Source organism: Arthrobacter sp. ok909 (assembly GCF_900104405.1).
GTDB classification, from domain to species: Bacteria; Actinomycetota; Actinomycetes; order Actinomycetales; family Micrococcaceae; genus Arthrobacter; species Arthrobacter humicola.
The window spans coordinates 20366-43775 of sequence record NZ_FNJS01000033.1; the positions used below are offsets into that span (position 1 = coordinate 20366).

Sequence of the window (23410 nt, forward strand, 5' to 3'; positions counted from 1 at the left end):
CACATGCCGCCGGTCAGCCTGCGCATCCGGTTCGTGGTGCCCGGGAACGTCCGGCACAACTCCGGGGGCAACGTCTACAACGCCGCGCTTGCCCGGGAACTTACCGCCCTGGGCGCGGACGTGGAGACGTGCCCGCTCGACGGCGACTGGCCAGACGGCAGCGGCGAGGACCGGGGTCGCCTGGCCCGGCTTCTCCACGCGACGCCCGACGCCGGCGGCCCTGCTGAGCCGGGTCGCGCCACTTTTGGGCCAGACCCGACGGGGCCGACGCCTGGTTCCGTGACGCTGGTCGACAGCCTCCTCGCCTGCGGAGCGCCCGACGAACTGGAAGCGGCCGGCGCCGAGGGTCAGCAGGTCTGGATCCTGCTGCACATGCCCCTGCCGGACCACCCGGAGCGTGAACGCCGGGCCCTGCAGGCCGCCGCCGGGGTCATCTGCACGAGCGGTTCGGCCGCGGCAGACATCCGCGCCCGGCACGGCCTGGACGGGATCAGGGTGGCCCTCCCCGGGACCGCGCCCGCACCGTTGGCACCGGGCAGCCTGTCCGCCGGCTCCGGCGGGCCGCACTTCATTGCCGTGGCCGCGTTGCTGCCGAACAAGGACCAGGCGCTCCTGCTGGAAGGGCTATCGCGGCTCACGGACCTGCCCTGGACGGCGTCCCTCATCGGCTCGGACACCGCCGATCCGGCCTATGCCGCGCAACTCCGGGACACGGTGCAACGGCTGGGCCTGGCCCGGAGGGTCAGCATCCCTGGCGAGCTCCGGGGCTCAGCGCTCGACGCCGAATGGAATGCGGCGGATGTCAGCCTGCTGATTTCCCGGGCCGAAACCTACGGCCTGGTCGTCACCGAATCGCTGGCCCGCGGCGTTCCCGTGGTGGTGCGCGAGGGCACCGGCGCCGTCGAAGCCCTCGCCGCCGGCACGCCACAAAACCTGCCGAGCGACTCGGCTGGGAACCCGGCCGGCAGGCCGCCCGCCCCGCCCGCCCCGCCGGTGCCGAACCTGCCGCTGCCGGGCGCCGCCGTCGGCCTCGGAACGGACCCCGCCCCGCTGGCGGACCTGCTGCGCCGCTGGCTGGGCGACCCCGGGCTCAGGCAACGCTGGCGGGACGCGGCCGTCGCCGCACGCGGCCGGTTGCCCGGCTGGGACGCCACCGCCCGGACGGTTCTGGAGTCCCTGGCGACGGAAACGGCAGGGGCCGGAAAAGTGGCCGGCAAACCCGACGGCGCGGGTTGATGCCCCTTCTTGATACCGCTGACGGAGAAGCTGTTGGAGAATGAGCCCATGAGCACCCAGCCTGTGACGACGCACGCGCCGTCGGTCAAAGAGCCCGTGGACATGCCGGAGCCGCAGAGCCTGACCCGGGAACGGCTCCGGGCCTGGGCCTGGCACCGGCAGGGCCTGGACGGCTCGCTGGCCGGCTGCACGGCGGAGCAGGTGCTCGCCCGGGCCGGCTGGGCCCGGTCCGTGGGCGGCGCCAATCCGTACCTCACGCTCTTCGCCCGCGCCGGCATCCGCCGCGAACAGGTGGACGCCGACGTCCTCGCCCACAGGATCCTCGAGCTCCCCGCCGCCCGCGGCTGCACCTACGTCCTGGGCCGTGACGACTTCGCTTGGGCGCTCCAGCTGGGCCGCGACGCGGCTGAATCGGCCTTAAAGGTGGTGGGCAGGCTCGGCGTGGACCGTGGCGAAGTCACGCTGCTGGAAGAGCAGGTGCTGCACACGCTCGCCGAAGCGGACGGGCCCCTGGATCCGCGGCAGCTCAAGGACGAGCTCGGCGATTCCGTCCGCAACCTCGGGGAAGAAGGCAAAAAGAGGGGGGCCACCACCACGCTGCCCACCGCGCTGGGGCTCCTGCAGTCGGACGGCAGGATCCGCCGGGTTCCCGCCAATGGGCGCCTGGACCAGCAGCGCTACGCCTACGAGCCCTGGGGCCTGCCGGCCAGCAACTTTGACGACGACGCCGCCCGGACCGAACTAATCCGCCGCTACCTGGGCTGGACCGGCGGCGCCACCTTCAAACAATCGCAGTGGTTCACAGCGTTCACCGTGGCACAGACCAGGGCGGCGCTCGCCGCCGTCGGCGCCGTGGAGGTACTCACCGCCCAGACCTCACAGGACGCCGCCGGGGGAGACACGCTGTGGATGCTGCCCGACGACGTCGGACTCTTCGCCGCCTTCGACGAACCCGCCGAAGAACAGATCCAACTGCTCGCCGGAACAGACTCACTCTTCCTGCTGCGCCGCAACGCGGCGGACCTGCTCGCCAACGAAGACCAGCACAAACCGGCGCTGGAATCGTTCGCTCTGCAGGCGGACCTTCCGGACCACCCCATTCTGGACCGCGGCCGGATCATCGGGCTCTGGCAGTACGAACCGGCCAAGGAACGGATTGTGCCCTGGCTGTTCCACGGTCCCACGCCGGCCGTGACGCAGCGGATCTCCGAGGTGGAAGCCTGGATCCGCGAAGACCTCGGTGATTTCCGGGCCTTCAGCCTCGACTCGCCGGCCACCCGGCAAAAACGCATCGATGCGCTCGCAGCATCTGCAGAAGCCTCCGGGGCCGGGTAGCCGGAACGGATCAGGCGCGGTGTCCCGCGAAGAAGTCCCGCAGCAGCGCGGCGCATTCCGGCTCCCGGACGCCAGCATAGACTTCCACCCAGTGGTTGAGCCGGCGCTCGCGGAGGATGTCGAACACGGACCCCGCGGCCCCGGCCTTCTCATCCCAGGCCCCGAACACCACCCGTGGAATCCGCGCCAGGACGATCGCCCCGGCGCACATCGCGCACGGCTCCAGGGTGACCACCAAGGTGCAGTCCTCCAGCCGCCAGCCGTCGTCATCCTTGCCTTCCAGGGCCCGGCGCGCCCGCAACCGCGCGGCCGCCTCGCGGATGGCCACCATCTCGGCATGCGCCGTCGGGTCTCCCAGGGCCTCGCGTTCGTTCCGCCCCGCGCCCAGCACGGAACCGTCCGGTCCGATCACGACGGCGCCGATCGGCACGTCCGCGGTGGCCAGGGCATTCCGGGCCTCGGCCAGGGCAAGGCCCATCCATTGGGCATGGCGGGGCTCCGGAGAAGTCATGGGTCAATGATAGTTTCGATCCTAAGTATGCTGTTCAGCCGGGCTGTGCAGCCCACGGGTTAAATTAGTCAAGTATCCGGGAGACGGCCGTGACCACCAGAACAGAGAACTGGCTGACGCAACGCTGGGGCAAGTGGGTGGTGCCCTACGCGGCGCTGTGGATCACCATGCTGATCGGCGGCGTGGTCGTGGTGATCCTGGCACTGACCAGCGCCGAGGTCTACGACAACGTGGTGGACGACGCCGGCCTCGCGAACCTGGATAAGCCGGCGCTGGCGTTCATGGAACATTTGCGCAGCCCCGGCCTGGACGCCTTCATCACCGGGTTCACCAACATCGGCGGCGGCATCGGCATGCCCATCCTGGCCAGCATCCTGACCGCGATACTGATCTATACCTCCCGCAGCTGGCGGCCGCTGATCCTGATCGGCGGCGCCGCCGCCGTCTCCGTGACGGCCACGGCCCTGGGCAAGAAACTGATCGGCCGCGCCCGCCCGGATCACGCCGACGCCGTGCCGCCGTACGAAAACTCGCCGTCGTTCCCGAGCGGGCACACGCTGAACACCACGGTGGTGATCGCGCTCGTGGTGTACCTGGCCTGCCTGCAGATCAAACGGACCAGCGCCCGGATCGCCCTGATCACCTCGGGTGCGATCTTCATCATCGCGATGGGCCTCAGCCGGGTCTATCTGGGCCACCACTGGATGACCGATGTGATCGTCGGGTGGGTGCTGGGACTGGCCTGGGTGGGCATTGTGATCCTGGCCCACCGGCTCTTCCATGTGCTGCGGCACCGCGAACACGCCGGCCCCGCGCCGACCTTCGAGCACCCCGCGCACCTGTACGAAGGCGCCGCCAGCGCCAATGCCCGGGCAGGGACGGACGACGCCGATACTCCCGGCCCAGCCGGACGGTCCCCGGGATCCGGATGATAGTTTTGACCCATGCGCACTCTCGTTGTGGACCACCCGCTGGTCGCCCATAAGCTCACCGTTCTGCGGGACAAGAACACCCCGTCCCCGGTCTTCCGCCAGCTCACCGAAGAGCTTGTGACGCTCCTCGCCTATGAGGCCACGCGCGATGTCCGCACCGAACCGGTGACCATCGAGACGCCCGTCAGCACCACGATCGGCACCGCGTTCACTAAGCCCACCCCGCTGGTGGTCCCGATTCTGCGCGCCGGGCTCGGCATGCTCGAGGGCATGACCAAACTGGTCCCCACCGCTGAGGTCGGCTTCCTGGGCATGGCCCGCGACGAAGAGACCCTGGACATCATCACCTACGCCGAGCGGCTCCCGGAGGACCTCACGGACCGCCAGATCTTCGTCCTCGACCCCATGCTGGCCACCGGCGGAACCCTGCGCGAGGCCATCAAGTTCCTCTTCAAGCGCGGCGCCTCCGACGTCACCTGCATCTGCCTCCTGGCCGCCCCCGAGGGCCTGGCCAAGCTGGAAGAAGAGCTGTCCGAGGCCAACGTGACCATTGTTCTGGCCTCGATCGACGAGAAGCTCAACGAAAAGTCCTACATCGTGCCCGGCCTGGGCGACGCCGGAGACCGCCTCTACGGCATCGCCGGCTAGCATCCGCTCCCCGCGGGGGATCCCTTCCGCATTACCGCGGCCCGCGTTAGCCTGTGCGCCATGGACTGGAAACTTGAACTCGTGTTTGTGCCCGTGTCCGACGTCGACCGGGCGAAGGATTTCTACGTCAACAAGGTGGGCTTCAACGCCGACTACGACGAACGCCCCATGGAGGGCATCCGGTTCGTCCAGTTGACGCCGCCGGGCTCCGGCTGCTCGATCGCGATCGGGGAGGGCCTCAACGACGCCCCGCCCGGCACGGCGCCAAGCCTTCAGCTCGTGGTCAGCGACATCCAGGCCGCCCACCGGCAGCTCAAGGACAACGGCGTGGAGGTCAGCGACATCGACGTCCAGGACTGGGGACACTTCATCTACTTCGCCGACCCCGACGGCAACAAATGGGCCGTGCAATACATCCCCGGCCGGCCCAACGGCTGATCCCGCCACATTGCGCCCGGTGACGCCTGCGCCCCCGCAGAGCCTAAGACCGGGGGCATGGGGCAGGATGGAACCATGAGCCTTCCCTCCCGCCGCAGTGCCACGACCCTGACAGCCCGCGCCGTCCTGTTCGATATGGACGGCACACTGGTGGATTCCACCAGCATCGTGGAACAGGTATGGACCACCTTTGCCGGGCGTTACGGCCTCGACGTCGGGGAGATCCTGCGTTCCTCCCACGGAGTCCAGGCGATGGACACGGTCCGCAGGTTCGCCCCGGCCGGCGCGGATATCCACGCCCTCACGGCGGAACTGGGCCGGATGGAGCTGGCCGAGACCCGCGGCATTGTCCCGGTGCCGGGCTCGCTGGAGCTGCTCGCGAGCCTGCCGCCGGATGCCGTGGCGCTGGTGACGTCAGCTTCACGGGACCTGGCCGAGGTCCGGATGGCCGCCGCGGGGATCGGCATCCCGGCCGCCGCGGTCACCTCCGAGGACGTGGCCCGAGGCAAACCGCACCCCGAGGGATACCTCCGGGCGGCCGCCCTGCTGGGCGTGGACCCGGCCGACGCCGTGGTGTTCGAGGACGCCCCGGCGGGCATCGCCGCGGGAGTCGCCGCCGGCATCCGGACCGTGGCGGTGGGCCCGAACGCCGGCGAGCTGCCCGACGGCGTGCTTCACATCCCCGACTACTCCCAGGTTGCCGTGACCACGCACTTCACGGTCGCTGGCGTGCGCACCCTGTCCTTCAACTTCTAGGACGAGCCGCCGTCCGGACGCCACGGCCTACCGCGCCAGCTGGTACACGCTGGTCCCGCCCACGGTCTGGGCGGTGAAATTGTCTTGCACCCACGCGGCAATCCGGGCGGCGTCATTGGATCCGCTTTCGCCCTGCATCATGCGTCCGGCGATGAAGTAGTGGATCTTGCCGTCGGCCACGTACTGCTGGAACTGTGCCAGCATCGGCGCCGGGTCCGTGCCGTTGAACCCGCCGACGGCCATCACAGGGAGCTGTGTGGCCAGCTGGTAGCCGGCGGCGTTGTTGGATCCGACGACGGCGGCAGCCCACGTGAACTTGCCGGCGTTCGTCTGCAGCGCGGTCACCAGGGCCGCCGACGGCGTGCTGGCCCCCAGAAGGCCGCCCATGCCGCCCGCCCCGCCGACCCCCGGGCCGCGGACGGTACCCGTGAACGTGCCGTTGCCATTCCCCGCGGCTGGACCGCCGAAGCCGCCGAAGGCCGCCGGTATCCCGGCCCCGCCCCGGCCGGACACGGCCGGTCCGGCGCTGACGATCGAGCCGCTGTGGGCGGTGGCCGCGGTGGACAGCGAGTACGCCAGCGGTCCGGCGAGGGCAGCGGCCACCGCGAGTGCCGCCGTCGTCCGCGCCATGGCCCTGGACGCCTTCATGCCGGACGCTTTGACCCCGGTCCCCTGAAATCCAAGCCGCTGACATCCCGGGGCGGCGGCGGCCAGCACCAGGCACGCCGCGGCGAGCGCGCCCAGGAGCACCACCCAGCGCAACCACGGCACGAACGTCGCCGTGCGGCCCAGCAGCTCCGAGGCCATGGCCCCGGCCGCCGCGATCGCCGCGGCGAGCACCGCCGCCGCCACGGGCTGGTCCCGCCGCTGCCAGAGCAGGACGCTGCCCAGCCCGGCGAGCCCGGCGATCCCGGGAGCCAGCGCCACCATGTAATACGGGTGAATGATCCCGGCCATGAAGCTGAACGTCAGGCCGGTGACCGCCACCCAGGAACCCCAGATGATCACTGAGGCCCGCACGGCGTCGGTGCGTGGCGCCCGGCGCCCCAGCCACAGCAGTCCCGCCCCGAGCAGCAGCACCGAGGGCAGCAGCCAGGCGATCTGGCCGCCAAACTCGCTGTTCAAGAGCCGGAACAGCCCGGGCGTGCCCCAGCCGTTGCTGCCGCCCACGCTCCCGGTTTCATCGCCGCTCAGCCGGCCCAGGCCGTTGTAGCCGAGGGTCAGTTCCAGGATCGAGTTGTTCTGCGAGCCGCCGATGTAGGGGCGGTCCGCCGCGGGAATGAGCTCGACGGCGGCCAGCCACCACCCGGCCGCGGCGGCCATCGCCACACCCGCACCGAGCAGGTGAACGATGCGCCTGCCCAGCCCGGCCGGCGCCGCGAGCAGGTAGGCGAGAGAGAAGCCGGGCACAACCAGCAGGACCTGCAGCTGCTTGGTGAGGAACCCGAAGCCCAGAAGAACCCCCGCAAACAGGAGCCAGCGCAGGCGCGCATCCTGGATGGAGCGCAACACGGCGTAGGCGGCCGCGGTCATCAGGAGCACCAGCAGGGCGTCGGGGTTGTTGAAGCGGAACATCAGCACCGCCACCGGGGACAGCGCCATGACCGCAGCGGCCAGGAGCCCGGCCCGGTGGGCCAGGCGGGGATCGGCCGTGGCAGGGGCCGCGGCCCGGCGGACGGCCAGGTACACGAGCCAGACCGTGCCCACCCCCATGAGCGCCTGCGGCACGAGGATGCTCCACGGGCTGAGCCCGAAGAGCCGCACCGAGAGCCCCATCACCCACAGCGACGCCGGCGGCTTGTCCACGGTGATGGCGTTGGCGGCGTCAGAGGAGCCAAAGAACCAGGCCGTCCAGTCCTGTGACCCGGCCTGGGCCGCGGCGGAGTAAAAAGCGTTGGCCCAGCCGGAGGCCCCCAGATTCCACAGGTTCAGCACGGCCGTGGCCACCAGCAGGGCAGTCAGTTCCAGCCGCGGCCGCCAGGCTCCGGGGCCGCGGCGTGCAGCGCCAGCCGCCCGGGGTGCCGGCGAGTCCGGGGACTTCGGGGACTCGGGCGACACCGGGGACTTCGGGAGCTGCTGGTGCGGCGGGACCTGTGGGAGGTGCGGGGCTTGCGGCCCCTCCGGTCCCGGCGTGCGGCCCGGCGTTCGGCCCGTCCTGGGGTTCAGGGTGTCAGTCATGGCGCCCTATGCCCCCAGCTTGTAGACGGTGGCGTTGCCCACGGTCTGGGCCTGGAAGTTGGCCTCGACCCAAGCGGCGACCTCGGAGTTGCCGCCGCGGCCCCCGCCCATGCCGCCCATGCCGCCGGAGATGAAGTAGCCGATCTCGCCGCGGTCCACCATCGCCTGGAACTGCGCGAGTGTCGGGTAGGGATCTCCGCCGTTCCAGCCGCCGAGCGCGATCACGCTGGTGCCCGTGGCGAGTTCCAGGCTTGCGGCCTGGGTGGCGCCGGAGACAATCGCGGACCACTTGGCACCGGAGGACTTCAGCAGGGTCGTCAGCTCGGCCGGGGCCGTTGCCTCGCCGGGTCCGCCGAGCGCCCCGGGCGCGCCGCTGGTGTCGGCGTTCACGCGGTCACCGAATGCCCTGCCTGCAATCCCGAAGCCGCCGCCCATCGCGGTCGCGGTGGGCCCGGACGTGGGAATCGAACCGGAGTGCGGCTGGGCCACCGTTGCCAGCGTCCATGCGGTGCTGCCGAGTCCGCCGGCGAGCAGGGACAGAACCACGACGCCGGCCGTGGCGGCCTTGCGGAACCGGGCCGGAAGCCCCGCGAGGCTGTCCACCCGCAGGAGCAGCGCCACGGCCGCCAGGACGCCCAGGACCACGACGATCACCCGGAGCCAGGGAAGCCAGGACGGGTCGCGGCCAAGGAGCACGGCGGACCAGACTGAGGTGGCCAGTACCGTCACGGCCAGGACAATCCGTGCGGGCCAGTAGGCCAGGCCCCGCCACAGTTCCACGGCGCCGATGCCCGCCAGGGCTGCGACCGCGGGGGCCAGCGCCACGGCGTAGTACGGGTGCACGGTGCCGCTCATGAAGCTGAAGATCCCGGCCGTCACCGCCAGCCAGCCGCCCCACAGCAGGAGCGCCGCACGGGTCCTTGACGTCCGGGCCTCGCGCCGGGTGAACCACAGCCCGGCGGCCAGTAGGATCAGGGCCGCCGGCAGGAGCCAGGACACCTCGCCGCCGAAACTGGTCCCGAACATCCGGGCGATCCCGGCCGCGCCACCGAAGCCGACGTTACCGTTGCCGCCCGGGCCTCCGGCGTTGCCGCCCATGTTGCCTCCGCCGGGCATGCCTCCGCCGGACCCGGTGATCCGCCCCAGGCCGTTGTACCCGAACGTGAGTTCCAGGAAGCTGTTGGTCTCCGAACCGGCCATGTACGGCCGGGCCGAGGCCGGGGTCAGCTGGAACAGGACAATGTAGCTTCCGGCCACGACGGCGATCCCCGCGGCTGCGGCCAGCAGGTGCAGGAGCCGGCGGCCCAGGGTGGTGGGCGCCGCCCACAGGTAGGCCAGGGCCAGTCCCGGCACAATCAGGAAGCCCTGCAGCATCTTGGACAGGAACGCCAGGCCGATCACCGCGCCGGCGGCGGCGAGCCATTTCCAGCTGGCCTTCTCGATGGCGCGGGTGGTGAGGTAGGCGGCCAGCACCAGGCACAGGGTAAGCATGGCGTCCGGGTTGTTGAACCGGAACATGAGGGCGGCCACGGGGGTCAGCGCGAGGGCGCCGCCGGCCAGCAGGCCCGCGGCCGGCCCAGCCACCCGCTTGACGGTCAGGTAGAGAAGCGCGACGGCGGCCACTCCCATCAGTGCCTGGGGAATGAGCATGCTCAGTGCCGAGAAACCGAAGATTCGCCCGGCGAGGGCCGGGATCCACAGGGCGGCCGGCGGCTTGTCCACAGTGATGGCGTTCCCGGCGTCGAGGGAGCCGAACAGCAGCGCGGTCCAGTCCTTGGTCCCGGCCTGGATCGCCGCGGCGTAGAAGGAATTGGCGTAGCCGGTGGCTTCCAGGTTCCAGAGGTACAACACGGCGGTGATGGCCAGGAGCAGAGCTGCCGAGGGCCGCACCCAGTGGGGCTGCGGTCCGAACACCAGGAGTTCCCGACGGTTCCGGGATGCGGGCGGGCGGGATGCGGGCGGCTGTGGCGCCGTCCCGCCTGGCTCGAGTGCCGTGGCAGGGGATTCCTGGAGTGCCGGCGTGCCGGCGGGGGAGCCCGCCTGGGCTCCGGCGGTGGGGCTAATGGTTGACGTCATTTACTGGGCCGTTTCTGTGCGGGAAAGGGAAGCATCGTTGGCAGCGGGCGCTGGAGCAATGCCGGCGGTGGTGGCGGGCACGGGAAGAGTGCCGGTGCTGCCGGGAACTGCGGTGACGGGCCGGTGACGGAACACCACCAGACGGAAGAGCAGGAATTTGACGGCTGTGGCGGCGAGGTTGGCGGCGGTGACGGTGACCAGTTCAAGCCAGCGGTCCGGTGCCCCTCCTGATGCGTTGTGAACCAGGGCGAGGGCGCCCGAGGTCAGGGCCAGGCCGATCCCGAAGACCAGCAGGCCCTCGAAGTGGTGGCGTGCCGCCTGGCTGCTGCCCTGGATGCCGAACGTGAAACGCCGGTTAGCCGCGGTATTGGCCACGGCGGTGGTGAGCAAGGCGAGGAAATTTGCCAGTTGCGGGTCCATGATGCCGCGGCAGAGCAGGAAGATCACCAGGTATGCCAGGGTGGAGGCCACCCCGATGCTGCCGAAGCGGACGAGCTGTCCAAAGAGGCTTCCGCCGGGGCTTTGTTCCTGGGCCCGCGAGGAAGCAGGAAGCGGTCCGCGGGCGAGGGCGGCGCGCAGTTCGGGAACCGGGATCCGGCCCGAGACCAGGTCCCGGCTCAGCCGTGCCATGCCGCGCAGGTCCGCGATGGCGGTCTGGACGATGTCCACGCTGGTATCCGGGTCGTCGGTCCAGTCCACCGGGACCTCGTGGACGCGCAGGCCGCACTTTTCGGCCAGGACCAGCAGTTCGGTGTCGAAGAACCAGGCGTTGTCCAAAGTGTGCGGGAGCAGTTGCCGGGCTACGTCCGCGCGGATTGCCTTGAAGCCGCACTGGGCGTCGCTGAAGTGGGCGCCCATGAAGGACTGCAGCAGGAAGTTGTAGCTGCGCGAGATGAATTCCCGCTTCGGCCCGCGGACCACGCGCGAGTTGCGGGCCAGCCGGGTCCCGATCGCGAGGTCGGAGTGCCCCGAAATGAGCGGGGCAAGGAGGGGGCCGAGCGCCGCCAGATCGGTGGAAAGGTCCACGTCCATGTATGCCAGGAGCGGCGACGGTGAGGCAAGCCATACCTTGCGCAGCGCATTTCCTCGGCCTTTTTCGGCCATATGGACCACGTACACCTCGCGGAACTCGCGGGCCACGCGCTCCGCCGTCTTGAGCGTTCCGTCGGTGCTGGCGTTGTCCGCCACCGTGATCCGGAAGGAGTGCGGGAAGGAGCCAAGAAGATAGGCGTGGAGCCGGCGCAGGCACGCTTCGAGGTCCCGCTCCTCGTTGAAGACCGGGATGGTGACGTCCAGCAGCGGCGTGCTGGTGCGTGTGTCAATAGCTGAGCGCCGGCCGCCGGCGGCGGTGAGCGGCCCGCCGAACCGGGCCGGGGCGGGCGCGTCGGCCACGGCAAGCCCGGAAGGTGCGGCGGGTGCTGCCGGACCGGCCGGCGTCGCCGTGGAGTGTGGCAGGGTTCCTGAGGCCTGGTCTGTGAACGTCATGCCTCAACTTTCCCGGCGGCCCATATGAGGGCTTTAGGGTCAAGCTGTGCGGGGGCTGTGGAAGTCCGGCCCGGTGCAGCCGGGGCACGCGCGCAGGAGGCCCCGGATCGCTATGGATCCGGGGCCTCCTGGGCGCTGCTGGCTGGTGATGCCGGCTTAGTACCAGTTGTGGGACAGGTGGAAGTTCAGTGCACCACAGGGGGAGCCGTAGCGCGACTTGACGTAGTTCAGGCCCCAGTTGATTTGGGTCCGGTAGTTGGTCATGTAGTCCGCGCCGGCGCTCGCCATCTTCGAGGCGGGCAGGGACTGGACCACACCGTAGGCGCCGCTGCTGGCGTTCGTGGCAGTCGTCTTCCAGTCCGATTCCTTGGTCCAGAGCTTCTGTAGGCACTGCATCTCGCCGGGCGCCCAGCCATAGCTGCCCAGCTGGGCCGCGGCGTAGGCCTGTGCCCCGGCGGGGTCGTCGATGGCGACCGGCGCCGGTGCCGGCGCGGGAGCCGCTGCGGGAACGGGGGCCGCTGCTGGAGCGGGCGCGGGGGCTGCCGCCGGGGCCGGTGCGGCCGGGGCAGCAGCGGCGGGGGCGGGTGCCGGTGCTTCGGTGGCCTTGACCTCCGAGATCTGAGGTACCGCGCCGCTGGGCGCTGCAGCTGCCGGCGCGGCGACCCGGACCCGCTCAAAGTTCAGCTTGGCCAGGGGATCGGCCATGGTGGCCGTTTGGGAGCTCGCAACAGTCGCCCCGTAGCTGCCCGGCTCGGCGGCCTGGCTGGCGGCGGCGCCGCCAGCCACCAGTACTGCGCAGGCGGCGGTGACCACTGCGGCGCGGCGTCCGGTGATGCCGAGCCCGGTGGCCAGCCGCGACAGGACGGATGCCTGCGGGGCCGGTGCGGCACGGTGGCGCGACTTGCCGGCGCGGGAATGTGAAACGCCGTCAGGGCGCGTTTGTACCTGGAATTCAGTCATGATGGCCTCTCAACGCCTGCGGAGTTAGCTGTCGGGTTCGGATGAGGTCATCCGGCCGCACGGAATATCACGTGTCGGCTTCACCCCAAGGGCGCATGTGTGCAGAATGCCCGGGAACTCTGGGTCCCCCGCCTCTGCCTGGTCCAGCGGAATCCGGGAAGCGGCAGAGTTTGGCGTCCATCCGGATATGCGGCACAAATGGAGGCCGCACTCGAAAAACGGTACAGGACTACTGAACTTAAGTCACATTTGGGTAACGGGAGTCACAGGGGCGGCGTGTCGCATTGCGCGAGATTCCCCCGCGGGTTCCTGTAGCCGACCTGTAGCCCCGGCGCCGGTTACGCCGACGGCGGCACGGCCGGGAGGCGTACAGCGAACTCCGTCCGGCCCGGCCGGGACGTGACCTCGACGGTCCCCCCGTGGGCTTCCACGATCGACTGGACAATGGACAAGCCCAGCCCGCTGGTGCCCTCGGACGTCTGTGCGGGCGCCGTGGCATGTCCACTGCCATTGCTGCCGGCCGCACCCCCGGATCTGCCGGAGACAGAGCCGGAAAGAGGACCGGTGGAAGAGCCGGAAGCGCCGCGGGCAGCGGACCCGGACCGGGCCCCCGCCGTCGCTGCCGCAGGGCTGGCTTCGGAACTGGCCGCAGGATTGGTGCGCGACGCGTCAGCCCGCGCGAAGCGGGCGAAGACCCGGCCGACGAATTCGGGGGCGATGCCGCTGCCGTTGTCCGTCACGGTAACCACGGCGCTGCCGTCCGCCGAACGCATGACGCCGGTTACCACTTTGGTCCCCGGTTCCGTGTGCTTGCGCGCATTGGACAGGAGATTGGCGAGGACCTGGTGAAGCTGGGCCGCATCGCCGCGCACCACCACCGGCTCATCCGGCAGTTCCAGCTGCCAGATCCGGTCCGGGGCCATGACCTTCTCATCGCTCACGGTCTCGACGGCCAGCTGGGTGAGGTCGACGTCGGCGACCTTGAGCGGCTGCCCCTCGTCCAGTCGCGCCAGCAGCAGCAGGTCCTCCACCAGGGTGGTCATCCGCTCGGATTGGCTTTGGACACGGGCCAGGGATTTCTCGCCGTCGGGCGTGAAATGCTCGGTCATCCGCATCAGCTCCGTGTAACCGCGGATCGCCGTGAGCGGAGTGCGGAGTTCGTGCGAGGCATCCGCGACGAACTGCCGCACCTTCATCTCGCTTTCCTGCCGCGCCTCGAGGGCGTTGGAGACGTTGTCCAGCATCTGGTTCAGCGCGTAGCCCACGCTGCCCACTTCTGTGCCGGGGTGGGCGGCCGACGCCGGGACACGCACCCCGAGCGCCACCTCGCCGGCGTCCAGCGGGAGGCGGGAAACCTTGGTGGCCACCTCGGAGAGCTGCTCCAGCGGCTTCATGGTCCGCCGGATCACCGCCGTGCCGGCGAGGCCGATCAGCACCAGCCCGCCTGCGGACACCACCACCATGGTCCACACCAGCGAGGCCAGGGTGTCCTGCTTTTCCGCCAGCGGGAGGCCGGTGACAATCACGTCGCCATACGGTGCACGCACGGCCATGAGCCGGTACGCGCCGGCCGAGAGCGTCCGGTCCACCGGCACACCGTTCGGGGCCAGGGTGAGGAGGACGGCGTTGTCGTCGGGGGAGAGGCTCTTGCGGGTGGCGTCCCCGGCCAGGAATCCGGCGCTGCTGACCTCGCCGTCCGCCAAGCGGGCGTTGAGCGTTCCGATGCCCTGCCCCCGGGCCTCGAGGGGGTCGGGGCGGCCCCCCGAGCTGCCGGGGACGGGCCGGCCGAACTCGCTGGAGCGGTGCGATGCTTCGCCGAGCTGGTCATCGAGCTGCCGGGTCAGGAAGAGGTCCATGGAGGCATAGCTGAACAGCCCCACAGCGCCGCAGATGGCCACGAGCAGCCCCATGGCAACGAGGACCAGCCGGGTGCGCAAATGCCACGTGGACGGGTTGCGCCAGTCGCGCCCGGGGACGCGGGTGACGCCGGAAAGGGTGGGCACGGATCAGTCCGCCGGCTTCAGGACGTAGCCGGCGCCGCGCACCGTGTGGATCATGGGCACGTGGTTGGCGTCCACCTTCTTGCGGAGGTACGAGATGTAGAGTTCCACGATGTTCGCCTGACCGCCGAAGTCATAGTCCCAGACCCGGTCCAGGATCTGGGCCTTGCTGATCACCCGCTTGGGGTTCTCCATGAGGTAGCGCAGCAGTTCGAACTGCGTGGCGGTCAGATGCAGCTCCTCGCCGGCCCGGGTGACTTCGCGGGTATCGACATTGAGCACAAGGTCGCCCACCACGAGTTCGGCGGTGTCCATGGCGGCCACCCCGGAGCGCTGGACCAGCCGGTGCAGGCGCAGCAGGACCTCTTCCATGCTGAACGGCTTCGTGACGTAGTCATCGCCGCCGGCCGCCAGGCCGGTGATGCGGTCCTGGACGGCATCCTTGGCGGTGAGGAACAGTGCCGGAACCTCCGGCGCGAAGGCGCGGATCCGGCTGAGCAGCTCGACGCCGTCGAATCCGGGAAGCATCACGTCCAGCACCAGCACGTCGGGGCGGAACTCTTTGGCAAGCCGGACCGCGCTGGGCCCGTCGGCCGCCACGGCCACGGACCAGCCGGCCATCCGCAGGCCCATGCTCATGAGCTCGGAGAGGCTGGGCTCATCGTCCACCACCAGCGCGCGGATGGGGGAGCCGTCCGGATGCGTGAGCTGGGGAAGGTTGTTGGTCATGGAGTGCGAAGTGGCCATGGGACAACTCTCCGATCTGCCGGTTAGGCGGGGCTTTGGGGACCCTGTGCGGCACCTGTGAATCCCAGCCTAGCGAGCTGAACGCCTTTCCGGGGCTGTCCGGGCTGCTTTGGAGGAAGTGTGGGTCGCCGCCCGGCCTTGTGGTCAGCCGGAAGGTCACAGGCGGGGCTGTCGGCCCGCACAGCGCAGGCACAGGATCGCTCAGCACTCTGGGGTGAACATCGATCCGCATCCTGAAGGAGAAACACCATGAGCGGTCAGCATCCCGGAGCCGGTTCCGGCCCAGTTCCTGAACCCACGGCGCCCGCGCCCGTCACGACGCCCCAGGGAGTCGGGCCTCAAACAGCGTGGCAGCATGACACCCCGCCGTACGACGCCTCGCACTACGACGCCTCGCAGAACCCCGCCGGTCAGCGCGGCGACGCCGCTACCCCCGGCTGGGGCGCGCCCTCCGCCGATTCGACCGTTCCGGCCTCGTCCCCGGCCTGGGGCATGCCCCGGCAGGAACTGCCGTCCCCTCCATCCGCCGGCTGGGGTGCCCCCGGAGCCGGATCCAAAAACGCCTCTGTGGCCAAGCCCTGGACGCTCAAGCGGGGCCTCGCCGTCGCCGGGGCGGCAGCAGTCCTGGCGGTCGGCGCCGGGGCGGGCGTCTACGCCCTTACCTCAAGTTCTGCGGCAGCGGCTGGCACGGCGGGCGGGCTAGCCGGCGGCCAGGGCTCCGGCGCCCAGGGTTTCGCCCCGGGCATGCCGGGATCCGCTCAGGGCGGAGCCGCGGGCGGCGGAATGTCCGGGCAGGGCGGTCCAGGCAACTTCGCGCCCGGTGGAATGGGCGGGCTTAACTCAGCCGTGCACGCTGAATACGTCGTGCTGCAGGGAAGCGCCTACGTCACCATGGCCGAGCAGATGGGGACGGTGAGCGAGGTCAGTGCGTCCTCCGTCACGGTTAAGAGCAGCGACGGGTTCACGCGCAGCTATGCACTGGGTAGTGACGTGGTGGTGAGCAATCTGCAACAGCGGCGCCAGCAGGCAGGCGGCGGCACGGGCACCCAGCTGAGCGTGACGGACATCGTCGCCGGCGGGACGGTGCGGATCGTAGCGGCCAAAGATGGCTCCGGCTACACTGCAACGTCCGTCATGGTGGTGGCGGCGACCTCCACCGGCCAGTCCAACTGACCCCGCCGGGGCGCCCCCTGTTGCCGGGTCCGACGGGCCCGGCAACACGCCCACTCTGTGGACTGCGACGGCGGGAACGCCGGGTTTTGCCGATTCGACCTGCTGTGAACGATTTCCGCGGTTCAGCGACTCTGGTCGAACATAATTCGGAGTGAAGCGCTTGCCGACCGCTGAGTCAAAAAAACGCTTGTTATTTTATTACGTGCGCCAAATTGTGATTTGCACTACACTTCCGGAATTCGTCTCACTATGTGGAACCTGCGGTCCATTGTTACTTGCACGTTCGCATTGTTACGTTGCACACTTCAATTGTGAACAAGAACTCAACAGCACCTGCAACTGCAGCTTCCTGGGTCAGCACACCCGCTGGTACCGAGATGCGCTGTTGTCGAATGCACGCCTAACTTTTACACCCCAAGAGTTTCTAGGCATTCGCCCCCCAGCCCAGAGTCGGGCGCCCCTCCCCAGTTTTCATTGCGGGGAAAGTAGCATTCGAGCCGCGATGACGGCCATTCACATTGAGGTAAGCATTCCATGTCAGTTGCATCCGGATACGTCCACATCTCCGTCCGTAACGCCAGCAAGGCCGGCCAGACCTCCGGGATCCGCCAGGGCTTTGGTGGCCGCTCCGCATTCGCGCCCGCCGGTTCCGCCGGCACCTTCCCTGCCCCCGGATATGCAGCCCAGGGCTACAACCCTGACTCCTACGGTCAGCTGCGCGCCGTTCCGCCCGCCCCCGCCACGGCACCCACTCCCGTGATCGCTCCGGGTGCCGGCAGCGCGGTCCGTCCGGCCCCCAGCGACAACGTCGCCCGCGGCTTCGTGCTGTACATGGGGATCGACGAGGAAACCGCGGCCGCCGCCGGCACTTCGATCGCCAAGCTTGCCCAGGAGATCCGGGCCTACGCCCAGTCCCTTGTTGCCGGCGCCGAAAGCTACGCCGCCGTCGCCGTCGCGCCGGCCAGCGCCCCGGGTTCCGCCCTCGACGTCGTCCGTTCGACGTTCGGCGACCCCACCGCCGCTGCCCGCCAGCGTACCGAGACCGCCCGCCTGCAGCAGCCGCAGGATCCGCGGCCGTCCGGCGTGTTGATCGATCTCGCCCGCCGTGAGGTACACCTCGACGGCGAATCCCTGAACCTGACGTTCAAGGAATTCGAGCTCCTGAACTACCTCGTGGAGAACGGCACCCGCACCGTAGGCCGCGACGAGCTTCTCGAAGGCCTGTGGCGGAACGCCGAAGAGGTCCCCAACGAGCGGACCATCGACGTCCACATCCGCCGCCTGCGTTCCAAGCTCGGGCGCCTGGCCAACACGGTCCGCACCGTCCGCGGCCAGGGCTACCGCTTCTACGAGCACCCCGAGGTCGTCGTCTGGGCCGCTCCGGAATACTCGATCTAGCCTTGGCTTCACGCAAAGCGTCCGTTCCTCCTACTACGGGGACGGGCGCTTTCGCTTTCGCGGCACGATCCCCCGGCGCCTGCCGCATTAGGATTGGGGCATGAGCGCGCATCACATCAAACGGCTGGTGATCATGAGGCACGCCAAGTCCGACTGGCCCGGCGGGGTGGCCGATCACGAACGGCCGCTCGAAGAGCGCGGCCACAGGGATGCTCCCGTCGCCGGAAAGTGGCTACTCAAACACGACGTGGTCCCCGACTTCATTCTCTGCTCCAGCGCGCTCCGGACCCGTCAGACCTGCACCTGGGTGTGCCACGCGCTCGGTGACAAAGCGCCGACGCCGAAGCTTGAGGACGGCCTGTACGCCGCGTCCGCCTCGCGCATGCTGGCGGTGATCAACCACGTTCCGGATACCGTGAACACGCTCATGGTGATTTCGCACATGCCCGGTGTCCAGGATCTTGCCATGCATCTGGCGTCCCGGGATTCCGATCACGATGCGTACATGGACGCCGCCACCCGTTATCCGACCAGCGGGCTGACCGTGCTGGAAACGGAGAAGTCGTGGGCCGAACTGGACGGGCAGGACGCGCGGCTCACCCATTTCAAGGTTCCGCGCGCCAAATAACCGCCCGGCTGCCCGGGCGATGATTCCGGAGTCCATAGCTACCGGCTGCATTCTGCGGTTTACTGTTCCTGTTTGCTGATGTGGTTTTTCCAATGGTTTTGGGGCAGGTAAGGCAACCTCAGAGAAAAGGTGGATCAACGTGGATTCAGGGCAGCTCATAGGAATTATCATCGGCATCGTTGTGGTGCTGGCGATTGTCGCGGTCGCGGTCATGGTCAGCCGCAGGCGCAAAGTCGCCGCGGACCGGAACCGCGCTGCTGAAATGCGTGAACAGGCCAAAGCCGACGAGCTCACGGCGCGCGAACGCGAGGCCAAGGCGACGCGGGCCGAGGCGGACGCGCAGCAGGCCGAGCTTGAGGCCGAACGCCTGCGGCTGGAAGCCCGCAGCCGCCAGGAAGAAGCCGAAAAAGTCCGCTCTGGCGCGCAGGAGCAACTGCGCAAGGCCGACGAACTGGACCCCGACGTCGTCACGTCCGAGCACGACGATGCGTCAGCGGAGACCCCCACCCGGCGGAGTTTGCGGGCCGAGCCGGTCACCGGTGGGCCGGTCTCCGGTGAACCAGCGGCCGGCGAGCCGGTTCCCGGCGCGCGCGTTTCCGGTGAAGAGCGCAACCCGGACGACGTGACGCAAGCCGACACGGCCCAGACTCACACCACGGATACCAACCCGCCGGACGACAAGCCGCGAAATCTCTGAGCCCGGAATCAGGAACCCACATTCCTGAGCCCGGTATTCCAGGGCCGGAAGCGTGCGCCGGCCGCGCCGGCGTACTTAGCGGCGGGCGGAGTTCCGGGCGGGCGCTTTCGCACTGGGTGACTTGGCGGGTGTTCTTGCTGCGGGTGACCGGACCGGTGATTTGGCCGCCGGTGATTTGACGGAGGGGACCCTCGCGGGTGCCTTCGCCGCGGACTTGGCGGCCGGCCGCGCAGCCGCCGGACGTGCGGTGGTTCCCCGCCCCGTCGTCCGCGACGCGGACGGCCGCGGGCTGGCGGTCCTGGCCCCCGCGCCCCGTGAAACCGGCGCCGGACGGCGCCGCGGAGCCTGGCCGGGGACGCGCCGGCCGCGGCTCCTGCCGGGGAGGGCGGTACCGGCGAACAACTGCAGCAAGGTGACGGCTCCGGCGGCGCCGGCCAGATAGAAATACAAATCCGGGTGCGCCGAATCGACGCGCGTGGACAGGGCATTGGGGTCCGGGTTGAACGCTAGGCCCCACTGGCGCAGGAAGGCGATTCCGAACGCGATGAAGAGGATGCTGCCGGCTCCGCTCGCCACCAGGGTCTTGTGCCGGCGCCGGATCACGACCTCGGCCACGCAGGCCACATAGGCCGCTGCGGACGCACCGAGGAACCACACGAACACGGTCTCGTTCAGGGTGATCCCGGTCAGGACCAGGAGGGCCAGGGCGGCGAGAAACGCTCCGATGGCGATCTTCCCGCTGATACCCATGTGACGCATGTGAATAATCATGCCTGAGCGGGCGGCTGCTTCACGACGTAGCCGCGCATGGAGGCCATAATTGCGGCCACACTCTGCTCGCGGGTCCGCTCCGGGTTGTAGGCGTGGCGGTCCAGTCCCACCACGAAACAGGCGCCGAAGATGGCCGTTTCGAGGCTCCCGCGGGACACTGCGGGATCCACGGGATAGACGGCGGCGACTCCGTCGATGGCAGAGCCGATCACGGCGAGCAGGCGTCCGCGGAGCTCGGCGAAGGTGTCCTGCCATTCGCTGGGGGTCCGCCAGTTCTCGCTGACCCAGAGCCGGGCGAAGGACGGGTACTCGGCCATGAAGTCCATGGCCTGGCCGATCATCTCCTCCATGGCGGCGAGGGGATCGGCGGAGTCGTCCCGGACGCTCAGGAGCCGCGCCATGAGGATGTCCACGCCGTGGCGCAGCAGCTGGGCAATGAGGTCCGACTTGCTGCCGAAGTTGTAATACACCGTGCCCTTGGACACCCCGGCGGCCGTGGCGATCTCGTCGACGGTCACGCCCGCCGCACCCCGTTCGCCGATCAGTTCCATGGACGCCTCGAACAGCTTCTGCTTTGTGGCGTTGGTGCGGCCGGGACGGAGCTTCTTCTCGGGCTCCTCGGGGCCCGCCGTGCTGCCGCCGCGCGGGCTGATGGTCATACGGCGATCTCCGGTTTCAGCGTCTTGAGGGTCCAGTACTTGTTCTTGCGGACGGCCGCGGTTGACATGGCCAGTCCCAGCAAAGTGTAGCCAACCAGGCCGAGCATGGTGGGCAGGATGATCGCGAGGTCGGCCCCGTAAATCAGGTGCCGCATGCCGCTGACCACGTAGCCCATGGGCAGGATCTGGTGCACGACGTGCAAGGGCTCGGGCGTGGTCTGCCACGGGAACGTGCCGCCGGACGACACCAGCTGCAGCACCAGCAGGATGAGCACCACGAGCTTGCCGGGCGAGCCCAGCAGCGCCACGACGCCCTGGATGATGGCGCTAAACGCCATCGCGGCCGCCAGCATGAGGAACCACATCAGCACAGGGTGCGCGGGGTCCAGTCCGAGACCCACGTCCACCACGAGGGTCAGCAGGCTTGCCTGGACGGCGGACACCGCGAGGAACGGAAGCCAGCCGCCCGCAGCGATCTTCCAGGCGGGCGCGTTGGAGGCCAGCGCGCGCTGGGTGACCGGGCGCATGGCCTGGACCAGCATGAAGACGCCGATCCACAGGGCCAGCGTAAGGAAGAACGGCGCCAGCCCGGCGCCGTAGGACCCGGCCTTGGCCTGCGAGACATTGCTGACCGCGACGGGGTCGGCCATGACCTTGGAGAGGCTGTCCTTCTGGGAGTCGTCCGGGTTGGGAACCTTGCCCGCGCCCTGGGCGAGTTCCCCGGCGAGGGTTCCCGCGCCGTCGGAGGCCGTGGCTGCGCCGCTCTCCAGCTGGGCCGCGCCGTCGTCGAGTTTCTGGGCTCCCTGCACGAGCTTGCCGGCGCCGTCCACGGCGTTCTGCTGGCCAGCGGCGAGGGTGGCGGAGCCGCTGGCGAGCTGGTCCGCCCCGGCGGAGGCCTTGGCGACGGCGTCGCTGAGGGCGGGCGCCGCGCCGGCCAGCTGCGAGGCGCCGGCGCTGACGGCGGCGGAACCGTCGGCGAGTCTCTGGACCTGGGTGGCGGCAGCCTGCAGTTTCGCGGTGGAAGCGGCAGCAGCCGGCGAAGGCGCGGCCGGCGCCGGGGTGGCGTCGACGTCGGCCACGACCGCATCGGCCTGCTCCTGGGTGAGGACTCCGGCGGCGACCAGGTGGCCGGTCGATGCCACCACCCGGCTCCGCTGGCCCTGCGCGGCGGCTTGTTGCGCGGCCTGGTTGGCGGCAGCGAGCTGGCCGGGGATGCCCTGCATCGCGGTATTGAGTGCGGCGTTGCCGGCAGCCACCTGGGCGGCGCCGTCAGCCAGCTGCTGCGCGTTGGCGGGCAGGGCTGCCGTCTTGTCCTTGAGCTGGGTGAGGCCGCCGCTGAGCTGGGCCGCCCCGGCGCTCAGCGAAGTGGCGCCGTCCCGGAGCTTGACTTCGCCGTTGTAGAGCTCGGTGGCGCCGCTTTTGAGCTCGCCCGTGCCTTGGTGCAGGGTCACCGTGCCGTCATGGAGCCGGGCGACGCCGTCGGCCAGTTGCCCTGCGCCGTCGGAGGCCTTGAGCATCTGCGTATGGATGGTGCCGAACCCGGTCAGTAGCTGGTTGGCCGTTTCCTCGCCCACCTCCTTGGCCACTGTCGTGTGCACGGCCGTGGTGAGTTTGTCCACGATGGTGCTCAGGAGGTAGTTGTTGGCGTCGTTGGTGGTGACATTGAGCATGGCCTGGTGGCCGGCGTCGAAGCTGCCGGGGGAGGCCAGGTTCGCGGAAAAGTCCTTCGGGATCTTCAGGGCAAACGCGTAGGTGCCGTTGCTGACGCCCTGGTCGGCTTCCGCGGTGCTGGCGACCGTCTTCCAGTTGAAGACGTGGCCGTCCACAAGGCTCTCGGCCACCTTCCGGCCGGCCTCCAGCCGGGTGCCGTCGGCGGACGCGGCGCCGGAGTCCTCGACCACCAAGGCCGCATCGATCTGGTTCAGCTTGCCGTACGGATCCCAGTTCGCGTAAAGGTACACCGCGCCGTAGAGCAGCGGGACCAGGGCCAGGGCCAGGATGGTCAGCTTGGGCAGCAGCCCGCCGGTCATTCGTTTGAGCTCGGAGCGGGCCAGCCGCAGCACAGTCACTTTGCGTCCTCGGTTTCGGGTAGAAGGGGATGGGCGGGGCGGGTTTCGTCGGGCTCGGGGACCGCGTTGCCGATCACGGCGGCGGGCCCCGTCCAGCCGTCCGGAATGCGGGTGACGGTAGCGACGACGGCGAGCCGCCGCCCGGCGTCGTGCGCCAGTTCCATCAGCCGCGGCAGCCAGTCGGAGGCGTCGCCGCTGTGCCGGTCGGGCGAGTCCATCACGAGCAGGCCCGTGTCCGGATCGGCGAGGGCGAGCGCCGTCAGCAGTTCGACCCGCCGGCCGGCCGGCAGTTGCTCGGTCCAGAGCCCGGCGATGTCCTCGAAGTTGTTGAGCTTCAGCCAGGGGGTGCTGCGCAGGGCACCGCGGTGGCGGCGCGGGATCAGGGACAGGTCCTCCGTGACGAGGTCGCGGACGCTCAGGTGCTGCTCGGGCTCGTTGACGCCGGGGGAGTCGACCACGTTGCTGGCCTGCCGGAGCGCCTTGATCCGCCCGCTGCCGTCCCAGCCGATGTTCCCCGACGAGGGCCTCATGCGTCCGGTCAGGGCCAGGGCGAGGGCCGTCCTCTGGTCTTGGCGGGGGCCTTCGACGAGCAGGAGTTCACCGCGCGCGGCCTCCAGCGAGGTCGGCGGCAGCAGGTCATCCCGCCGGCCGGTCACGGAGAGTTGTTGTACGCAGAGCAAAGCGTGCCTTTCGCAGAAACGGTGTCTGCTCCA

The 23410-nt window shown here is 69.7% G+C and carries 21 protein-coding genes and 1 riboswitch; of the genes, 10 read left to right on the forward strand and 11 right to left on the reverse strand.

Going from position 1 to position 23410, the window contains the following annotated elements; all coding sequences use genetic code 11:
• Window positions 1-3 precede the first annotated feature (3 nt).
• Together BLR03_RS19735 and BLR03_RS19740 are read left to right on the forward strand one after the other, a co-directional pair.
• Window positions 4-1236, forward strand: a complete 1233-nt coding sequence (locus BLR03_RS19735) for a glycosyltransferase family 4 protein (RefSeq protein ID WP_091255872.1) — start codon at window positions 4-6, stop codon at window positions 1234-1236.
• A gap of 48 nt (window positions 1237-1284) precedes the next feature.
• Window positions 1285-2571, forward strand: coding sequence for a DNA glycosylase AlkZ-like family protein (locus BLR03_RS19740; protein ID WP_091255873.1), 1287 nt, complete (start codon window positions 1285-1287; stop codon window positions 2569-2571).
• A 10-nt stretch (window positions 2572-2581) separates the two neighbouring features.
• Here the strand turns inward: BLR03_RS19740 and BLR03_RS19745 are convergent, their stop codons facing one another.
• Entirely contained in the window at window positions 2582-3082 is a 501-nt protein-coding gene (locus tag BLR03_RS19745) for a nucleoside deaminase (RefSeq protein WP_091255875.1), read from the reverse strand.
• Window positions 3083-3171: 89 nt separating this feature from the next.
• On the opposite strand from BLR03_RS19745, the gene BLR03_RS19750 reads away from it, so the two are divergent.
• The 4 genes from BLR03_RS19750 to BLR03_RS19765 all read left to right on the forward strand — a co-directional run bounded on the left by BLR03_RS19750 (window position 3172) and on the right by BLR03_RS19765 (window position 5856).
• A complete protein-coding gene (locus BLR03_RS19750; RefSeq protein ID WP_254788602.1) occupies window positions 3172-4014 on the forward strand; it encodes a phosphatase PAP2 family protein in 843 nt (280 codons plus the stop codon).
• Between the two features lie 12 nt (window positions 4015-4026).
• Entirely contained in the window at window positions 4027-4662 is a 636-nt protein-coding gene (gene upp, locus BLR03_RS19755) for a uracil phosphoribosyltransferase (protein WP_091255877.1), read from the forward strand.
• Between the two features lie 60 nt (window positions 4663-4722).
• Window positions 4723-5100: a VOC family protein gene (locus tag BLR03_RS19760; RefSeq protein ID WP_091255879.1), complete on the forward strand. Its 378-nt coding sequence runs from the start codon at window positions 4723-4725 to the stop codon at window positions 5098-5100.
• 75 nt (window positions 5101-5175) lie between these two features.
• On the forward strand, window positions 5176-5856 hold the full coding sequence (locus tag BLR03_RS19765; protein WP_091255880.1) for an HAD-IA family hydrolase: 681 nt from the start codon (window positions 5176-5178) through the stop codon (window positions 5854-5856).
• A gap of 27 nt (window positions 5857-5883) precedes the next feature.
• On the opposite strand, the gene BLR03_RS19770 is transcribed toward BLR03_RS19765, so the two are convergent.
• The 6 genes from BLR03_RS19770 to BLR03_RS19795 all read right to left on the reverse strand — a co-directional run bounded on the left by BLR03_RS19770 (window position 5884) and on the right by BLR03_RS19795 (window position 15302).
• The gene (locus tag BLR03_RS19770; RefSeq protein ID WP_091255882.1) at window positions 5884-8034 is read right to left on the reverse strand and encodes an ArnT family glycosyltransferase; all 2151 of its coding nucleotides are present in this window, start codon (window positions 8032-8034) and stop codon (window positions 5884-5886) included.
• 6 nt (window positions 8035-8040) lie between these two features.
• The gene (locus BLR03_RS19775) at window positions 8041-10110 is read right to left on the reverse strand and encodes a glycosyltransferase family 39 protein (protein WP_091255884.1); all 2070 of its coding nucleotides are present in this window, start codon (window positions 10108-10110) and stop codon (window positions 8041-8043) included.
• The gene (locus BLR03_RS19780; protein ID WP_091255885.1) at window positions 10111-11595 is read right to left on the reverse strand and encodes a bifunctional glycosyltransferase family 2/GtrA family protein; all 1485 of its coding nucleotides are present in this window, start codon (window positions 11593-11595) and stop codon (window positions 10111-10113) included.
• A gap of 156 nt (window positions 11596-11751) precedes the next feature.
• Window positions 11752-12555: an aggregation-promoting factor C-terminal-like domain-containing protein gene (locus BLR03_RS24130; protein WP_139184612.1), complete on the reverse strand. Its 804-nt coding sequence runs from the start codon at window positions 12553-12555 to the stop codon at window positions 11752-11754.
• 1 nt (window position 12556) lies between these two features.
• A riboswitch (cyclic di-AMP (ydaO/yuaA leader) is annotated at window positions 12557-12714 on the reverse strand.
• A gap of 179 nt (window positions 12715-12893) precedes the next feature.
• On the reverse strand, window positions 12894-14558 hold the full coding sequence (locus BLR03_RS19790; protein WP_091255889.1) for a sensor histidine kinase: 1665 nt from the start codon (window positions 14556-14558) through the stop codon (window positions 12894-12896).
• A 3-nt stretch (window positions 14559-14561) separates the two neighbouring features.
• Window positions 14562-15302, reverse strand: coding sequence for a response regulator transcription factor (locus BLR03_RS19795; RefSeq protein ID WP_091255891.1), 741 nt, complete (start codon window positions 15300-15302; stop codon window positions 14562-14564).
• A gap of 249 nt (window positions 15303-15551) precedes the next feature.
• Between BLR03_RS19795 and BLR03_RS19800 the strand changes: the two genes are divergently transcribed.
• From BLR03_RS19800 to BLR03_RS19815, 4 genes are all read left to right on the forward strand, one after another.
• Entirely contained in the window at window positions 15552-16475 is a 924-nt protein-coding gene (locus tag BLR03_RS19800; RefSeq protein ID WP_254788603.1) for a hypothetical protein, read from the forward strand.
• A gap of 534 nt (window positions 16476-17009) precedes the next feature.
• Window positions 17010-17873, forward strand: coding sequence for a winged helix-turn-helix domain-containing protein (locus BLR03_RS19805; RefSeq protein ID WP_091255892.1), 864 nt, complete (start codon window positions 17010-17012; stop codon window positions 17871-17873).
• A gap of 100 nt (window positions 17874-17973) precedes the next feature.
• Window positions 17974-18501: a SixA phosphatase family protein gene (locus tag BLR03_RS19810; protein WP_091255894.1), complete on the forward strand. Its 528-nt coding sequence runs from the start codon at window positions 17974-17976 to the stop codon at window positions 18499-18501.
• Window positions 18502-18640: 139 nt separating this feature from the next.
• Complete coding sequence (locus tag BLR03_RS19815; RefSeq protein ID WP_091255896.1) at window positions 18641-19198, forward strand: hypothetical protein; 558 nt, start codon at window positions 18641-18643, stop codon at window positions 19196-19198.
• Window positions 19199-19273: 75 nt separating this feature from the next.
• Here BLR03_RS19815 and BLR03_RS19820 read toward each other — a convergent pair whose 3' ends face one another.
• Genes BLR03_RS19820 through BLR03_RS19835 form a run of 4 tightly spaced genes read right to left on the reverse strand, consistent with a single transcriptional unit; the run spans window position 19274 to window position 23377 of the window.
• The gene (locus BLR03_RS19820) at window positions 19274-19957 is read right to left on the reverse strand and encodes a hypothetical protein (RefSeq protein ID WP_139184613.1); all 684 of its coding nucleotides are present in this window, start codon (window positions 19955-19957) and stop codon (window positions 19274-19276) included.
• Between the two features lie 8 nt (window positions 19958-19965).
• Window positions 19966-20628, reverse strand: a complete 663-nt coding sequence (locus tag BLR03_RS19825; protein ID WP_091255900.1) for a TetR/AcrR family transcriptional regulator — start codon at window positions 20626-20628, stop codon at window positions 19966-19968.
• Complete coding sequence (locus tag BLR03_RS19830) at window positions 20625-22697, reverse strand: YhgE/Pip family protein (protein WP_091255902.1); 2073 nt, start codon at window positions 22695-22697, stop codon at window positions 20625-20627. Before BLR03_RS19830 ends, BLR03_RS19825 begins: the two co-directional genes overlap by 4 nt.
• On the reverse strand, window positions 22694-23377 hold the full coding sequence (locus BLR03_RS19835) for an ABC transporter ATP-binding protein (protein WP_091255904.1): 684 nt from the start codon (window positions 23375-23377) through the stop codon (window positions 22694-22696). The genes BLR03_RS19830 and BLR03_RS19835 overlap by 4 nt, the downstream gene beginning before the upstream one ends.
• Window positions 23378-23410 lie beyond the last annotated feature (33 nt).

Coding starts and splice junctions, on each gene's coding strand:
- BLR03_RS19775 (WP_091255884.1), bottom strand. CDS start 10,110: ATGACGTCAACCATTAGCCCCACCGCCGGAGCCCAGGCGGGCTCCCCC.
- BLR03_RS19825 (WP_091255900.1), bottom strand. CDS start 20,628: ATGACCATCAGCCCGCGCGGCGGCAGCACGGCGGGCCCCGAGGAGCCC.
- upp (WP_091255877.1), top strand. CDS start 4,027: ATGCGCACTCTCGTTGTGGACCACCCGCTGGTCGCCCATAAGCTCACC.
- BLR03_RS19820 (WP_139184613.1), bottom strand. CDS start 19,957: ATGCGTCACATGGGTATCAGCGGGAAGATCGCCATCGGAGCGTTTCTC.
- BLR03_RS19810 (WP_091255894.1), top strand. CDS start 17,974: ATGAGCGCGCATCACATCAAACGGCTGGTGATCATGAGGCACGCCAAG.
- BLR03_RS19735 (WP_091255872.1), top strand. CDS start 4: ATGCCGCCGGTCAGCCTGCGCATCCGGTTCGTGGTGCCCGGGAACGTC.
- BLR03_RS19805 (WP_091255892.1), top strand. CDS start 17,010: ATGTCAGTTGCATCCGGATACGTCCACATCTCCGTCCGTAACGCCAGC.
- BLR03_RS19770 (WP_091255882.1), bottom strand. CDS start 8,034: ATGACTGACACCCTGAACCCCAGGACGGGCCGAACGCCGGGCCGCACG.
- BLR03_RS19760 (WP_091255879.1), top strand. CDS start 4,723: ATGGACTGGAAACTTGAACTCGTGTTTGTGCCCGTGTCCGACGTCGAC.
- BLR03_RS19780 (WP_091255885.1), bottom strand. CDS start 11,595: ATGACGTTCACAGACCAGGCCTCAGGAACCCTGCCACACTCCACGGCG.
- BLR03_RS19745 (WP_091255875.1), bottom strand. CDS start 3,082: ATGACTTCTCCGGAGCCCCGCCATGCCCAATGGATGGGCCTTGCCCTG.
- BLR03_RS24130 (WP_139184612.1), bottom strand. CDS start 12,555: ATGACTGAATTCCAGGTACAAACGCGCCCTGACGGCGTTTCACATTCC.
- BLR03_RS19740 (WP_091255873.1), top strand. CDS start 1,285: ATGAGCACCCAGCCTGTGACGACGCACGCGCCGTCGGTCAAAGAGCCC.
- BLR03_RS19795 (WP_091255891.1), bottom strand. CDS start 15,302: ATGGCCACTTCGCACTCCATGACCAACAACCTTCCCCAGCTCACGCAT.
- BLR03_RS19765 (WP_091255880.1), top strand. CDS start 5,176: ATGAGCCTTCCCTCCCGCCGCAGTGCCACGACCCTGACAGCCCGCGCC.
- BLR03_RS19800 (WP_254788603.1), top strand. CDS start 15,552: ATGAGCGGTCAGCATCCCGGAGCCGGTTCCGGCCCAGTTCCTGAACCC.